The organism is Rhizobium acidisoli (genome assembly GCF_002531755.2).
Lineage (GTDB): Bacteria > Pseudomonadota > Alphaproteobacteria > Rhizobiales > Rhizobiaceae > Rhizobium > Rhizobium acidisoli.
Window position 1 is genome coordinate 81,544 of the sequence record NZ_CP034999.1, and the last position, 13,263, is coordinate 94,806.

The 13,263-nt window shown below is 61.7% G+C and carries 15 protein-coding genes, 2 pseudogenes and 1 riboswitch; of the genes and pseudogenes, 7 read left to right on the forward strand and 10 right to left on the reverse strand.

Annotation, left to right across the window (positions count from 1 at the left end; all coding sequences use genetic code 11):
* Positions 1–39 precede the first annotated feature (39 nt).
* Entirely contained in the window at positions 40–375 is a 336-nt protein-coding gene (locus CO657_RS22710; RefSeq protein ID WP_007635986.1) for a helix-turn-helix domain-containing protein, read from the forward strand.
* Positions 368–1,615, forward strand: coding sequence for a type II toxin-antitoxin system HipA family toxin (locus CO657_RS22715; RefSeq protein WP_054186194.1), 1,248 nt, complete (start codon positions 368–370; stop codon positions 1,613–1,615). Before CO657_RS22710 ends, CO657_RS22715 begins: the two co-directional genes overlap by 8 nt.
* Positions 1,616–1,809: 194 nt before the next feature.
* Here CO657_RS22715 and CO657_RS22720 read toward each other — a convergent pair whose 3' ends face one another.
* From CO657_RS22720 to CO657_RS22740, 5 genes and pseudogenes are all read right to left on the reverse strand, one after another.
* A complete protein-coding gene (locus CO657_RS22720; RefSeq protein ID WP_054186193.1) occupies positions 1,810–2,451 on the reverse strand; it encodes a thiamine phosphate synthase in 642 nt (213 codons plus the stop codon).
* Complete coding sequence (locus tag CO657_RS22725) at positions 2,448–3,221, reverse strand: thiazole synthase (protein ID WP_054186192.1); 774 nt, start codon at positions 3,219–3,221, stop codon at positions 2,448–2,450. The genes CO657_RS22720 and CO657_RS22725 overlap by 4 nt, the downstream gene beginning before the upstream one ends.
* Position 3,222: 1 nt before the next feature.
* Complete coding sequence (gene thiS / locus CO657_RS22730) at positions 3,223–3,420, reverse strand: sulfur carrier protein ThiS (protein WP_054186191.1); 198 nt, start codon at positions 3,418–3,420, stop codon at positions 3,223–3,225.
* A complete protein-coding gene (gene thiO, locus CO657_RS22735; protein ID WP_007635991.1) occupies positions 3,417–4,397 on the reverse strand; it encodes a glycine oxidase ThiO in 981 nt (326 codons plus the stop codon). Before thiO ends, thiS begins: the two co-directional genes overlap by 4 nt.
* A 2-nt stretch (positions 4,398–4,399) precedes the next feature.
* Positions 4,400–4,603: pseudogene (locus tag CO657_RS22740) on the reverse strand (phosphomethylpyrimidine synthase ThiC); the annotation flags it as partial.
* Between the two features lie 260 nt (positions 4,604–4,863).
* A riboswitch (TPP riboswitch) is annotated at positions 4,864–4,994 on the reverse strand.
* A 643-nt stretch (positions 4,995–5,637) separates the two neighbouring features.
* On the opposite strand from CO657_RS22740, the pseudogene CO657_RS22745 reads away from it, so the two are divergent.
* Positions 5,638–5,972, forward strand: a pseudogene (locus CO657_RS22745) (DUF2726 domain-containing protein); the annotation flags it as partial.
* A gap of 144 nt (positions 5,973–6,116) precedes the next feature.
* Here the strand turns inward: CO657_RS22745 and CO657_RS22750 are convergent.
* Together CO657_RS22750 and CO657_RS22755 are read right to left on the reverse strand one after the other, a co-directional pair.
* Positions 6,117–6,530: a hypothetical protein gene (locus CO657_RS22750; RefSeq protein ID WP_054186188.1), complete on the reverse strand. Its 414-nt coding sequence runs from the start codon at positions 6,528–6,530 to the stop codon at positions 6,117–6,119.
* Positions 6,531–6,539: 9 nt separating this feature from the next.
* On the reverse strand, positions 6,540–7,088 hold the full coding sequence (locus tag CO657_RS22755) for a hypothetical protein (protein WP_054186187.1): 549 nt from the start codon (positions 7,086–7,088) through the stop codon (positions 6,540–6,542).
* Between the two features lie 255 nt (positions 7,089–7,343).
* Between CO657_RS22755 and CO657_RS36850 the strand changes: the two genes are divergently transcribed.
* From CO657_RS36850 to CO657_RS22770, 4 genes are all read left to right on the forward strand, one after another.
* Positions 7,344–7,511, forward strand: coding sequence for a hypothetical protein (locus CO657_RS36850; protein WP_164918683.1), 168 nt, complete (start codon positions 7,344–7,346; stop codon positions 7,509–7,511).
* 169 nt (positions 7,512–7,680) lie between these two features.
* Positions 7,681–8,568: a SctD/MshK family protein gene (locus CO657_RS22760; RefSeq protein WP_245293093.1), complete on the forward strand. Its 888-nt coding sequence runs from the start codon at positions 7,681–7,683 to the stop codon at positions 8,566–8,568.
* 23 nt (positions 8,569–8,591) lie between these two features.
* A complete protein-coding gene (locus tag CO657_RS22765) occupies positions 8,592–10,526 on the forward strand; it encodes a flagellar biosynthesis protein FlhA (protein WP_054186185.1) in 1,935 nt (644 codons plus the stop codon).
* Positions 10,527–10,637: 111 nt separating this feature from the next.
* Positions 10,638–11,318 carry a pectate lyase gene (locus CO657_RS22770; protein ID WP_245293092.1) on the forward strand — a complete coding sequence of 227 codons (681 nt, stop codon included), beginning with the start codon at positions 10,638–10,640 and terminating at the stop codon, positions 11,316–11,318.
* Positions 11,319–11,378: 60 nt separating this feature from the next.
* Here the strand turns inward: CO657_RS22770 and CO657_RS22775 are convergent, their stop codons facing one another.
* Genes CO657_RS22775 through CO657_RS22785 form a run of 3 tightly spaced genes read right to left on the reverse strand, consistent with a single transcriptional unit; the run spans position 11,379 to position 13,252 of the window.
* Complete coding sequence (locus CO657_RS22775) at positions 11,379–12,176, reverse strand: EscU/YscU/HrcU family type III secretion system export apparatus switch protein (RefSeq protein ID WP_054186184.1); 798 nt, start codon at positions 12,174–12,176, stop codon at positions 11,379–11,381.
* Positions 12,163–12,972 (reverse strand): EscT/YscT/HrcT family type III secretion system export apparatus protein, encoded by an 810-nt coding sequence (locus CO657_RS22780; RefSeq protein WP_054186183.1) that lies wholly within the window; start codon positions 12,970–12,972, stop codon positions 12,163–12,165. Before CO657_RS22780 ends, CO657_RS22775 begins: the two co-directional genes overlap by 14 nt.
* A gap of 10 nt (positions 12,973–12,982) precedes the next feature.
* Positions 12,983–13,252: a flagellar biosynthetic protein FliQ gene (locus tag CO657_RS22785; RefSeq protein WP_004672590.1), complete on the reverse strand. Its 270-nt coding sequence runs from the start codon at positions 13,250–13,252 to the stop codon at positions 12,983–12,985.
* Positions 13,253–13,263 lie beyond the last annotated feature (11 nt).

A 13,263-nucleotide genomic window follows, 5' to 3' on the forward strand; every position in this document is an offset into this window, starting at 1 on the left:
TGCTACATATTAGGCCTATCTGCAGTGCGAAGGTGACAAATGCCTACACCTCATAACCCTCCGGCCGCTGTGCGGCGCGCGCTGCGCAAACTGGGCGCAGACATTCACGACGCACGTCGACGTCGCCGCCTGCCTATGGCGGTAGTAGCCGAACGTGCCTTCACCTCACGCTCAACGCTTCAAAAGATCGAGGCCGGCGACACCAATGTCAGCATCGGCATCTATGCAGGCGTCCTCCAGGCACTCGGCCTGCTAGTTGGGCTGAGCCAAGTCGCCGACATCAGTAACGACAGCGTCGGCCAATCTTTGGCCAGTGCGGAGTTGCCCAAGCACGCTCACCCAAAGCGATCGCCGGGATCGTCACGCGATGGCTGATTTTGAAGTTCAGCTCGACCTTCACGGTCACACCCGTCCGATCGGACTGGCGCGAAGCAATCGCGTCCGTGGTGCCGAAACGATCGTGTTTGAGTATGACCGTGCCTGGCTAGAGGACCCCGGCCGCTTCTCGCTGGAGCCCGCTCTAGCTCTGAGCCGGGGAGCGTTCGCCCCACCCGCCGGCCTCGCAAACTTTGGCTCTATTGGTGACTCGGCACCCGATACATGGGGCCGACGCCTCATGCAACGCTCGGAAAGGCGCATGGCTGAGCGCGATGGCCGGGCCGTTCGCACGCTGGCCGAAAGCGACTATCTGCTTGGGGTCGCCGACGAGACACGGCTCGGCGCGCTCCGGTTCCGCCGGGTTGGCGACGAGGAATTCCAGGCGCCGATCCGTGCCGGCGTTCCCGCCCTCATCGAGCTCGGCCGCCTACTGCAGATCACCGAACGTATTCTGCGCGATGAGGAAACCGACGAAGACCTCCAACTTATCTTCGCGCCTGGCTCCTCGCTTGGTGGAGCGCGTCCGAAGGCTTCTGTTATCGATCAACATGGCCATCTCTCGATCGCCAAGTTTCCTAAGGAAACCGACGACTACAGCATGGAGACATGGGAAGAGGTCGCTCTGCAACTGGCTGAACAAGCCGGCATTGTCACGCCCCTCCACGAGCTCATCGACGTCGCCGGCAAGAAGGTCATGCTCTCGCGTCGCTTCGACCGTGATGGTGCTGTCCGGATCCCCTTCCTGTCCGCGATGGCGATGATGGGCGCAAAGGACGGCGAACGTGGAAGCTATCCGGAGATCGTAGACGCCTTGGCCGAACACGGCGCGCAGGGAAAGACCGATGCGCACGCGCTTTATCGCCGCGTCGCCTTCAATGTGCTGATTTCCAACGTCGATGACCACCTGAGAAATCACGGCTTTCTGTGGCTCGGCAAAGCCGGCTGGTCGTTGTCCCCTGCCTATGACCTCAATCCAGTGCCTACTGACGTCAAGGCGCGCGTCCTGACGACCAACATAGATCTTGATGAGGGCACCTGCTCCCTTGATCTGCTGGAAGAAACTGCCGGGTTCTTCGCCCTCACGCTCGCCCAGGCTCGCGCGATCATTAAGGAAGTCGCGACCTCCACAGCAAGGTGGCGCGAGACCGCAAAGGCGGTCGGTGCGCGGTCAGCCGAGATCAACCGTATGGCCAGTGCGTTCGAGCACGATGATTTGCAGCGAGCGCTAACTCTATGAAGAGAGCCTTACTTCAAAGTTTCGACCCGCCCTCGGCCAGCCCGATCACTGAACCACTGCGGCATCGTTGCGTTGCAAAGATCCGATGTTCGATAGTAACCTTCCGATGGTGCCTCAGTCAGCGTCTGAACCAGCGAGCGGTGGTCGCGAGCCCCTGACGCATCCGCCTTTTGGTCCTCTTTATTGTTGCCTTTTCATTGTGGAGAGCCCAGGTGCGGCCTCTCAGTCACGGACCGCCAAGGCGCGGTCGCGGCCAGCCACTGTCGTGTGCGGGCTTCGGGATCGGGGTTGCGGGTGATATCGGTGACCACGGCAGCGGTATCGGCGCCGTTTTCCAGTACCAGCGGCGCGCGCTCGGCGGTGATCCCGCCGATGGCAACGAGCGGCATCGGCCCGACACGCCGCCGCCAGTTCGCAACGCGTTCGACGCCTTGTGGCGTCCATCTCATCTCTTTGACCACCGTGGGCCAGACCGGTCCGAATGCCACGTAATCCGGACGGGCGGCCAGCGCCGTCTCTAGTTCCGCTATGTCGTGCGTGGAAAGGCCGAGCTTCAGGCCGGCGCGGCCGATTGCAGCCAGATCGGCTGCCGCCAGATCCTCCTGCCCGAGATGGATGAAATCGCATCCCTCATCGATCGCGAGCTTCCAGTAATCGTTGACGATCAATCGGCAGTCCGCTGCCGCGCAGGCGGCTTTCGCACGCCGGATCTCCTCGCGAAGCACCGGCTCTGGCTGGTCCTTGATGCGCAGCTGGACGAGTTTGACGCCGAGCGGCACGAGACGCTCGACCCAGTTGGCGCTGTCGACAATGAGATAGAAGGGATCGAGCTTCATGAAAAGACGGCCTTTCCGATGACGGGAGTGGAAGGAACGGCCATGTCGCGCGGCTCCAGCGGCACGGCGCCATGCGCGATGCGGCCGGCATTGATGGCAAACGCGAAGGCCTCGGCCATGGCGGCGGGATCACCCGCGCCGGCAACGGCGGTGTTCAGAAGAACGGCATCATAGCCGTATTCCATGACGGCGGCGGCATGAGATGGGCGGCCGATGCCGGCATCAACGATGAGCGGCACATCCGGAAAATGTGCTCGGAATGCCCGCAGCGCCATCGGGTTCACCGCTCCCATGGCAGAGCCGATCGGCGCACACCAAGGCATCAGGACGCGGCAGCCGGCGTCCAGCAGCCTTTCGGCGACGACAAGATCGTCGGTCGTATAGGGGAAGACGTGAAAGCCCTCGCCGGTCAGGATGCGTGCCGCCTCGACGAGGCCGAAAACATCGGGCTGCAGCGTATCGTGATGGCCGATCACTTCGAGCTTGATCCAGTCGGTGCGGAAAACATCGCGCGCCATCTTCGCCGTCAGCACAGCCTCCTGCACGCTGTGGCATCCGGCCGTGTTGGGAAGCACGCGCACACCAAGCTCGCGGATCAGCTCAAAGAAGGCGCCGCCCGCCTTGCCGCCGACGGCCTCGCGCCGAAGCGAAACAGTTACAATTTCGGTCTTCGATCGTCTCACTGCTTCCGCAAGCACGGCCGGAGACGGGTAGCGGGCGGTGCCAAGCAGCAGCCGGGAATGGACCTCGACGCTGTAAAGTTTCAGCATCTTAGCCTCCTTGCATCGGTGAGAGAATTTCAATGCGGTCGCGCTCGCCAAGCATGAAATCGACGCGATCCTCGCGGTGTACCAGTTCGCCGTTCACCGCGGTTGCGAGCCACCCGCCTTCGTAGTCCAGAGCGAGAAGCAGATCTGCGAGCGTCGCGGCCGTGACCTGTTGTTCCTCGCCATTGATGATGAAGGTCATGGCGCCCTCCTTTCCGTTTGTTCTGTTAGAAGAAGCCGCGCCACCTCTCCGGCCATGGCCGGCGCCAGCAAAAAGCCATGGCGATAGAGGCCGTTGACATGGAGGGTGTGTTTCTCCTGCGTCACGCGCGGTAGATTATCGGGATAAGCGGGCCGCACGCCTGCGCCTGTTTCCGTGACGCGTGCCTCGCCGAAGGCGGGATGCATCGCATAGGCAGCATTCAGCAACTCCATCAGCGAACGCGCGGTAATCGGCCCCGCATCGTCACTTTCGATCATCGTCGCACCGACCATGAAGCAGTTCTTTTCGCGCGGCACGATATAGATCGGGTGGCGCGGATGCAGCAGGCGGACGGGGCGAGAAAGGCTGACCTCGCGCGTTTCGACGCAGAGCATCTCGCCTCGAACACCACGCAATTCGGGCAGTTGGCCAATCTGGGCGGCACCGGTGCAGTCGATCACCCGGTCATAATGGGCAACGTTCGCATTGCCCGTGACGCCGAACACGAGAAGCACGCGGGCGTTCTCCAGTCCTGCCGCAAGTCCCGAGAGCGCCTGCCGTGGATCGAGGTGCGCTTCCTGCCGGAAGAACAACGCCCTGCGGAAGCGGCCGGCGAGATCAGGCTCCAGAGCTGCGATCGCCGCCTCGTCCAGCCATTCCCATCCGCTTGTGCGGCGGGAAAAGCGGTCCAGCTCGGCGGTATCTCGCCCACCCGCGACCACCAGCGTTCCTCGGCGTTTGACGTGGCCGGGCAATGCTGCCTCCCACCAATCGGCGGCATTACGACCGAGCGTCAGCACCGGTTCCTCCGCACTTTCCCGTTCGCACCACGGGGCGAGCATGCCGCCGGCAAGGCCGGAGGCGCCGCCCCCGACCTTGTCGGCCAGCTCCGTAAGGGTGACGCGGAAGCCTTGGCGATAAAGCTGCCAGGCCACGGTGAGGCCGGCAACGCCGGCCCCCTTGACAAGAACGCGCATGGTCATCCTCCAATCGGTATTTTAGCGGCCTCTACGACCGACATGTAAAGATCGCCGCCCTGTCGGTATTTCGCCGCCATCGCGTCCAGCCCCTCCTTCTGCGCCTCGGCGCGGATGTTGTGCGATATGCGCATCGAGCAGAAATGCGCCACCTTGTGCGCTTCCTTCGGCAAGGTCTCGTCACGGTAGCTGCGGGCGGTGTCGGGATGGGAGTAATCATAGACGACGAAAGGCGGCTCGCCGGCGGTCGGATGGACGCTGATTCCGCGCATCGGCACGCGGACATGACTGTGGATAACTCCCGGTATGGATCTTCCGCGACACTGGCAGCGGGCCGGTGGTGACGGTTGGGGTGAAGTTTTTTGCGGCAATGTCATAGTTTGAGGCTCCAAATTGAAAGTTGGAGACCCAGTCAGCCGGAATGATGAAAAGACGCCGGCATGGATTCCACGCGTGAATCCGAAGCCTTGGAGCGCTTGCACCGTCCCTACGCCAGTATGAACTGGATCAGGTTCAACGGGTCACTGCGCCACAACAAGCAACACCTTATTGTTCAGCAGTATCTCAGCCCCTTGCCGGGCTCCCCTGGTGAATGCCGCCATGAAAGACCGGAGCTGCCCTTCTGTCAAGCAAGGCCTAATGCATATTTTTCTTGCTCGTCAAGCATGACGGCTTCCCGTCTAAAATCGCCGTTGAAACCGGAAGTCTCCGTGCCTCCGCTAATTGCATTTCACAAGCGCGATATGCGCGCCGCAATAGGAACCTAACTGGCGGATATTCGCCACCTCCACCGAGGCGAGAAATGCCGGGCCCGCCCGTTCCTTAAGACAGGTTCCTTCGGCCCGCGAAGGTGCTTTTAGCTTTGTCGATTGCGCAGGCTCTCAGTGCGCGAGCGCTTCCGCCACCCGAATCCCACCGGCTGGATCCGAATCGACCCCACAAGCAGCGCGATCACGCCGTCCCCGACGATCCATTATGCGATCTTCGTCCAAAACGTGAGCTCCATAGCAACAAGCCGGAGCGCTGGCCTCGAAATCGCGCCGTGCCACGACGTAGGAACGTCCTGAGCGGAAGCGGATGTCGACTGTCCTCTAGAGCCAATATCGGTTTCTCGGGGAAGCTTCATGCGGTCGAGGCCTCATTTTTTTGGATATGGTACGCGCGTTGTACTATCGTGGCGGGAAATCCGGAGAGGGGCATGCAATATGGCCAAAGGTTGGTGCTGTGAGCAGCACCTCGGCTGATCATCGGGCTGCCGCAGTAGGCGCTTCGGGCGGTATAGCCATTGCAGACTTCGAAATTCCTGAACTGCTAATCGCCGCGCTGTTTGAGGGCGTTATCATTGGCATGGCCGTTGAGCAGTTCCTAGCTACGATGAGCAAACAGGCTTGGCGGGAGAAAAACAGATGGCGCTCGGAGGAAACGCGCTGGAATGAGCGTGCCGTACTCGGACCCTGGCTTAAGACACCAGCTGCGGAGCCATTACGGCCGGTCGACGCCGCGGATCAACTCCGTATCGTGATGCGCTCGAAGTTCACCATCCAGCCATTGCTGAACAAGAGGGGAGCCCGGGTAGGTTTCGCATTCGTAACGTGAGCACTAATTTCAAGCTGAGGCTGAACATCAATGATCAAGCGATGACGCGGAACGTTGCATCAGGACAGTGGTTACGCTGGTTCGCTGCCAAGGCGGTTGGTTCATCTGCTGGTTCTTAGCTCTCTACCGGTCGACTTTCTCCGCTGCTTCAAGCGAAAATTCGGCGCGCAATACCGCCTTCTGTGCTCGCGAAAAATCGGCGGCGGCTTGTTCTGCCCGCTCTTGCGCGGCGCACCGGGCGTCTTTGCGCTGCGCAAGCGATCGGCCGGCATCGGCTTCATGGCTGCGCAATACGGATTGTCGCATCAACGCGTCCTGAAGCTTGGCGGCGGAGATAACGCCGCTCTTGCGCAATTCGTCGACGATAGGATTGCCTGCGGCCCGGCTTGCTGCCATGTCGAGCGCTTCGGAGGCTTTCGCTTCCCGCTCCCGCGCGTTTTCGGCGTCCGCCCGCGCCTCGGAGAGGCTGCGGGAAAGATTGTCCGCCCGCAGGCTGCGGATCTCCAGTAACTGCCTGAGAGACTTCAGCGCCTTCATATCAGCCGCTCAGGCACCGTTGTTCGTCGTCAGGATTTCCAGCTGGCCGCCCTTGATGACCTTGATGCTGTCGGCTTCCTGCCGGCTCAGCACGTCTTCGACGGCCTTGGTGAAGACGGAGGGGCCGCGCACCAGCACCAAGCCGCTGGCGGGATCTTCACGCAGTGCATCGTCCGGCAGTAGCGGGAACAGCGCGCGAATGGCGTTTTGCTCGGTCTTCCAGCTGCGGTCGCCGCGATCGAGGACAACGGTGGAGACCTCCTGCTTAGGCGCGATGATGATGCGGCTGCCGTCATAGGCGACGAAGAGATTGCTGGCATCGCCAAGCTTGACGAAGGCCTTGGCTCCGCTTTCTCGGACGGACCAGTGCTCGACCTTGCCGCTCAGCGTCCCGACTGTCGTGACCGGGATGCCAGACATGAAGGACAGCGTCTGGACGACATCGCCAAGCGGCAGGGAGACGACATCCAGGCGCACCTCCCGCTCGCCGGCGCCGGCTGATGGAGGAAAGGAGACCAGCAGTCCGATAGCGGCCATGTAAACAAAACGCGCAAACATCTGAGTTTACCTCACGATCCGGATGCCGCCCGACAACTAATGAACGAAGGAAATCAGGGGGCTGCGAAATCCAGTCTGTTAATAATTATCTGATCTACTGTTGCAGATCACCGGTCCGCTGGGAACAGGACGAATATCCATTTCGCGCAGTTGTTGTACATATCGCGAATTAATAACTTTTTAACATAAGCTATTGAATTCGATCCGGAATTCTGCAAGGTTTTGGCCGCCAAAACCATGCAAGGAGTTCAAGACATGGCTACCAGCACTAGTACTTCGACACTTGATTCGGGTATCGGCTCGGCGATTTCCGCCTTCAAGTCGGCCCAGAACGAAGCGACCGCGCAGAGCCTCCAGGTTGCAACTGAAATCACCAAGATCAACGGCGTCGCAAACGCCATCAAGAAGATCGGCCCAGGCTGATTGAAACAATGGCGAGACGGGTTCGCCCGTCTCGCTTCCCCGCTCTCGAAGACAATAAAAGCCGCTCGACGGACGGTTCGGGAACAAGATGGCTATGGATCTAGATCCCTCTTCGCCGACATTCAGAGGTAACGCCGGCAACGCTGCGTCAGGCCGCGGCGGACCGGTCTTGCGTATCACGCGCGCCGGGCGCAGCTCCATTCTGCCGTTGACGGCGGAGCGGCAGGTGGTCGGCGGCAGCGCCGATTGCGACCTGATCATCCTCGGCGCCAAACCGGAACCCGTCTTTGCCATTAGTCTGCAGCGCTCCCGCGGCTCCGACGCGGTGTCGTTGACCGCGCTGCGGGATGACGTGGTGATCGATGGTCATTCCATCCCGCGTGATCGAACGATGAGCCTTACAAAGAGGCAGACCATCTCCTTCGACGGCACGGCCTGCGAACTCGAAGGTCTCGGCGCCGGGCGCGGGCGGTTCGCGCCACGCCGGATTGCGGCTGCCGGCCTTCTCGGGCTGGCGGCGATGCTTTTGCTGGTCGGCCTTTACAACAGCGATGCGCCGGCTCACGAAGGCCCGCCCGTCAGGGTTTCCGCCGCACCCGAACCGGCGCCGTCATCGGCGGCGATCGCTGCCGAAATCCGCCAGGCCATTCGTATGGCTCAGATTCCCCAAGATCTGAGCATCGTCGCCACCGCCGACGAAATTCGCATCGGCGAAGGATCGCGGCCTCTCGGCCTGCCCGACAAGACCAAGATGCGTAGCATCATCGCCTCGATGAGCCGGCGCGGTTCCGTTTCCATCGTCGATCTCACCGCCCTCTCTTCCGGTCTCGACGGCTTCGTCGCCGCCGCCGGCTATACGCCCGTCAGGTTCATCATCGGCTCCGACGGCCGCCGCTACGAGGAAGGCGATGTCGTTGCGAGCGGCTGGCGGATCAAGGAGATCGGCAACGACCAGATGATCGTTTCCCGCGACAGTGAGGACGATACGGTCAATTTCGTCTCCGCCGGCAATGCCGAACCGAAGCTCGCCGAAATTTCCAGCAGCGAACAAGAATAGGCGATGGCGTCGGAAGCCGGATCATGAAGGTAAGGTCATCCGCCATCGCCATGCTTGCGCGGCGCACCGATATGCTGCTTGCGGTGTTTTGCGCCTCCGTCGTGACGATGATGGTGCTGCCGCTTCCGACAATCGTTCTGGACGTGCTGATCGCCTTCAATCTCTCCTTCGCTTTCGTGGTGCTGATCACCACGACCTATCTGAAGAGCGTGCTTGAAATCTCGACCTTTCCCGCGGTCATTCTGATCGGCACGCTGTTCCGCCTGGCCTTGACGATTTCCTCGACGCGGCTCGTGCTGGCGGATGCCGATGCCGGCGAGATCATCATGGCCTTCGGCGATTTCGTCGTTGCGGGAAATGTCGTCGTCGGGCTGATCATTTTCCTGATCGTGGCGCTGGTGCAGTTCATCGTGGTGACGAAGGGCGCCGAGCGCATCGCCGAGGTCGGCGCGCGTTTCACGCTCGATGCCATGCCGGGCAAGCAGCTCGCCATCGACAGCGACCTGCGCAACGGCCATATCACCACGGAAGCTGCGCAAAAGCGCCGGTCGCGTCTCGAACAGGAGAGCCAGTTCTTCGGCGCGATGGACGGCGCCATGCGCTTCGTCAAGGGCGATGCGGTCGCAGGATTGGTGATCGTCGCCGTCAATCTCATAGGCGGCCTGGCGATCGGTATCTTCCAGAAGGGGCTGAGCTTCGCCGAGGCTGCCCATCTCTATACGCTGCTGTCGATCGGCGACGGTCTGGTGTCGCAGATTCCGTCGATTCTGATGGCAGTCTCGGCCGGTATCGTCGTGACCCGCGTGTCCGATGACGGCAACGGCAGTCTCGGCAGCGATATCGGCCGCGAACTCTTCCGGGAGCCCCGCGCATTGGCGATTGCGGCGGCGCTGGCGATCTGCGCGGGCTTCGTCCCGGGATTTCCCACAGGCGTGCTCGCCGCGATCGGCCTGTGTCTGGCGGGCCTAGCCTTCATGGTGCATCGCCGGCGCGCGGGCCCGGCCGCAGCCGGATCGGCGAATGCCGTGGAAAGCGCCAATTCCTATCCGCTCGACAGGGCGAAATATGGCGATCCCGTCATCGCCACCGTCGCGCTGGAAACGCTAGCGCGGCTTGAGGCGATGCGGCTCGGCGAAATGCTGGACGGGCGGATTCGCCTGGCGGCGCGCGCCGCCGGCGTCTCCGTGACAGTGCCGACGTTCAACGCCGATCCCCGCATGGCCGAGGATCTGATCCATCTTCAGGTCGAAAATGTGCCCGCCGGCCTCGTCAACTGCGGTCCTGAACGGACGGCCGAACAGATTGCCGACGACATCGTGCGCATCGTCCGCCGCCATATCGGCGCCCTGTTCAGCGTCGACGACGCGGCACAATGGCTGGGGAGCCTCGAACCGCGTCTCGGCAAACTGGCGATCGACGTCGCCACCCAGGTGCCGCTGATGCTGACGGTCGCGGTCGTCAGGCGCCTGCTGGATTCCGGCGTGACGCTTTCCCAGCCGCGCGGACTGCTGGAAGTGATGCTGCAGGCCGGCACCGATCACGCGCCGGATGCCGTGGCCGAAATGGCGCGCGCCGCGCTGGTCAAGCAGATCGCCTTCGGGCTTCTCGACCGGCGCGGATTGCTGCCGGCGCTGGTGCTTCCGGCCGAATGGGACCACTTCATCCGGTCCTATGATGCCGCTGGAGCGACCGAGAAGATCGAGATAGCCGAAAGACTGCGCCTGCTGGCCGAGAAAGCCAGGCAGGCTCTCGAGGACACCAACGAGCGGGGTTACGATCCCGTCATCATCGTGCCGGGCGAATGGCGCCTGCTCACCCAGACGCTGATGATCCACCACAACTGCCGCATTCCGGTGCTGGCGGCGGCGGAGATCGACAGGGATATAACGATCGAAACCGTCGGAGAGATCGGGCAAATCCGGAACGCTGCCGGCTCCAAACAGAGGCCAGGCTCATAGAGCAGGTGAAGTAGACGAGACCAACTGGGGTGAATGCAATGTGTGGCGTAGATGGACAAAGGCCCATAGACTTCGACAGAACCTCCCGTTTCGACCTTGAGTCCGGTTGCCTTGGCGGCAGCAATAGGGCCGACACGGGATTTCACCGCCATCCGAACCCGCAAGGTTTCGCCCTTCGAAGATTTCTCCGGCAACCCGCCGATGCTGACTTCCTATGTGCCGAAGTCGCGGGAAACGTCGGAAAACGGCACTGAGTCCGATCCCAAGGATGTGCTGCGCAAGCACATCAACTGGCAGTCAGACTCCAAGAAGGTGGATCCATCCGACGAGAAACAGGCCACGACGGAAAAGCCGCACCTCTCGAAAGAGGGCAGCGTCATCGTGGTCAATGAGCCGATCGTCGTGGATGGAGGCGTGTTCGACGGCAAGGGGGCGACCTATACGGCCTCGTCCAAGCTCGGCGATGGCGGCCAGTCCGAAACCCAATCGCCGCTGTTCATTTTCAAGAACGGCGCGACGCTCAAGAATGTCAATCTCGGCGAGAATGGCACCGACGGCATTCACGTCTATGGCGGCCCGACGCTCGAAAACGTCAATTGGCAGAATGTCGGCGAGGATGCGCTGACGGTAAAAAGCGCCGGCGACGTCACCATCGATGGCGGGGCGTTCTCCAACGGCAGCAACGTCTTCCGCACCGACAGCTCGCTTGCCGGCGCGACGTTCCTGTCCGAGATCACGCTGGACGATGTGAAGAATTGTACGCGTGTGGGTGACAATCAATCGGGCGTTTGAGACGCCCGACGACTGGAATCGCAAATTGAGACCAAGCGGGCGCCTTAGGCTCCCGCTTTTTCATTGCCGGCCAGGCCCTTGTCTGCGCGGCGAGCTGCTACGCATTTCCGCGCCGATCTGCCGGCGCGCCGATTTCAGCTTCGGGTCGCCCTGAGTATCCTTGTATTCGCGCCGCGCCTCCGTCCTGGTCATCCGGTGTTCGTGCCTGAACAGCGCGCGCGAAATGCGAATATCGAAAAACGCCGCCGCTACCATGATGCCGGCGGCAATGACGAGGATCGAGCCGAGGAGATGGGCTGCCGCGGAGAGCGTGCATGCTTCTCTGCAAAGAGGCGACCAGAAGATGCTGTTGAGAAAATAGAGGATCGCACCGCCGCCGGCCGCCGCGAGCAGGACAAACTTGACGAGCCCCTTGACGAACTCAGCGATGCTCGCGAGCGAAAAAAGCCTCTTGATGCCCTCGAACGGATTGAGCCGGTTAAAATCGAAGCTCATATGTTTGAACGATACGGGAAACCCCTGCCCGTCGAGGATCGCGACCAGGATGGTTGCGGCAAGACCCATGGCAAGCGGCAGCCAGATGAGATCGAGCAGCGCCACGCCGGTTTCGCTCAAGCCGACAGTGACGGCGTCGAAGGGGTCGGCCCGCGCGGCGGAGTGTAGGCCGGCATCGAAACTGCGGGTGAAATCCTCGAGGATATCAGGCAAGCCCCAGGTGACGTAGACGGCGATGGCCAGGACGGAGATCGCAACCGGGATTTCCTTCGAGCGGGGAACCTGGCCCTCGCGCCGAAGACGATCGAGCTTCACCCGGCTCGGCGGCATGGTTTTTTCCTCGGTATCGTCATTTTTGGCCATCGGTCACCTCCAGCATGGCTTTGACCTCGTTGAATCCATCGATCCAGAGATCGTGGAAATAGCTGGAGATGAAGGCCGTGTAGATCACGAGGATGACCATGACCGCGAAGTTCTTGATGGCCGGCAGGCTGTCGTTCAGCGGGAATTGTTTGGACGAGCGGCCGACGAAGGCCAGCGATAATTCAAGCGCGCAGGTGACGATCATGAACGGGGCGGCGAGTAACCCGGCCGCTTTGAACAGCCGGCCGAAAACACCTGATATCATGTCGAGCGGATCGTCGGGGATAGTGGGCATGAGCTTGAAGAGCGGCCAGAGCTCGAACGACTTGTAGAAGATCGCGACCAGATCGATGATACCGCCGGCGCTGACGAAAATCACCAGGGCGATCGACATCATCAGCGAGCCGAGCGGCGCGGTTTCCAGCGCGTTGATCTGGTCGAAGAGATTGGCGGCATTGGCGCCGCGATAGACATCGGTCATATCGCCCGCCGCCTGGGCCGCCCAGAAGGGAATGCCGAGCCCCATGCCGATCAGCGCCCCGAAGCAAAGCTCCTTCATCGAAAGGGCGGCCAGATCGAACCAGGACGTATCTCCGAGAGCCAGCACCGAATAGGCGAAGGCGACGGAGGGCGCCGAAAGGCCGATTGCCAGGCCGAAACGCAGAATGCCGACGATGCTGAACAGCGAGAAGATCGGGAAGATCAGCAGGATCCCGAGCGCACGGGCGGCGCCGAGCATGGCTGCGGCCGGTGCCGCGACCTCGATGCCGACGAGCGGAAGATGATCCGGCCCCATCCGCCTTGCCTCACTGAACCATGGTCGGGAAGTCGTTGAGGATATGAACGGAATGTTCGATCAGCGGCGTTGCCAGCACCCGACCGAACAGCAGCAGGGTGATGGAGATCACGAAAATCTTGACGATCTGCGCGATGGTCTGCTCCTGGATCTGCGTTGCCGCCTGGAAAATGGCGATGATCAGCCCGAGAAGCGCGGCCAGGCCCAGAATGGGGCCGGCCAAGGCGAAGGTCGCCATGACGGACATGCCGATTTCGGCTGCGACCTGGTCTTCACCCATGACGGCAGGCC

Bases quoted from the DNA above. Each gene is read 5' to 3' on its own strand.
- CO657_RS22755 (WP_054186187.1), bottom strand. From the start codon at position 7,088: ATGTTTGCGCGTTTTGTTTACATGGCCGCTATCGGACTGCTGGTCTCC.
- thiO (WP_007635991.1), bottom strand. From the start codon at position 4,397: ATGCGCGTTCTTGTCAAGGGGGCCGGCGTTGCCGGCCTCACCGTGGCC.
- CO657_RS22785 (WP_004672590.1), bottom strand. From the start codon at position 13,252: ATGGGTGAAGACCAGGTCGCAGCCGAAATCGGCATGTCCGTCATGGCG.
- CO657_RS22725 (WP_054186192.1), bottom strand. From the start codon at position 3,221: ATGCTGAAACTTTACAGCGTCGAGGTCCATTCCCGGCTGCTGCTTGGC.
- CO657_RS22775 (WP_054186184.1), bottom strand. From the start codon at position 12,176: ATGGCCAAAAATGACGATACCGAGGAAAAAACCATGCCGCCGAGCCGG.
- CO657_RS22720 (WP_054186193.1), bottom strand. From the start codon at position 2,451: ATGAAGCTCGATCCCTTCTATCTCATTGTCGACAGCGCCAACTGGGTC.
- thiS (WP_054186191.1), bottom strand. From the start codon at position 3,420: ATGACCTTCATCATCAATGGCGAGGAACAACAGGTCACGGCCGCGACG.
- CO657_RS22715 (WP_054186194.1), top strand. From the start codon at position 368: ATGGCTGATTTTGAAGTTCAGCTCGACCTTCACGGTCACACCCGTCCG.
- CO657_RS22780 (WP_054186183.1), bottom strand. From the start codon at position 12,972: ATGGGGCCGGATCATCTTCCGCTCGTCGGCATCGAGGTCGCGGCACCG.
- CO657_RS22750 (WP_054186188.1), bottom strand. From the start codon at position 6,530: ATGAAGGCGCTGAAGTCTCTCAGGCAGTTACTGGAGATCCGCAGCCTG.
- CO657_RS22765 (WP_054186185.1), top strand. From the start codon at position 8,592: ATGAAGGTAAGGTCATCCGCCATCGCCATGCTTGCGCGGCGCACCGAT.
- CO657_RS36850 (WP_164918683.1), top strand. From the start codon at position 7,344: ATGGCTACCAGCACTAGTACTTCGACACTTGATTCGGGTATCGGCTCG.
- CO657_RS22710 (WP_007635986.1), top strand. From the start codon at position 40: ATGCCTACACCTCATAACCCTCCGGCCGCTGTGCGGCGCGCGCTGCGC.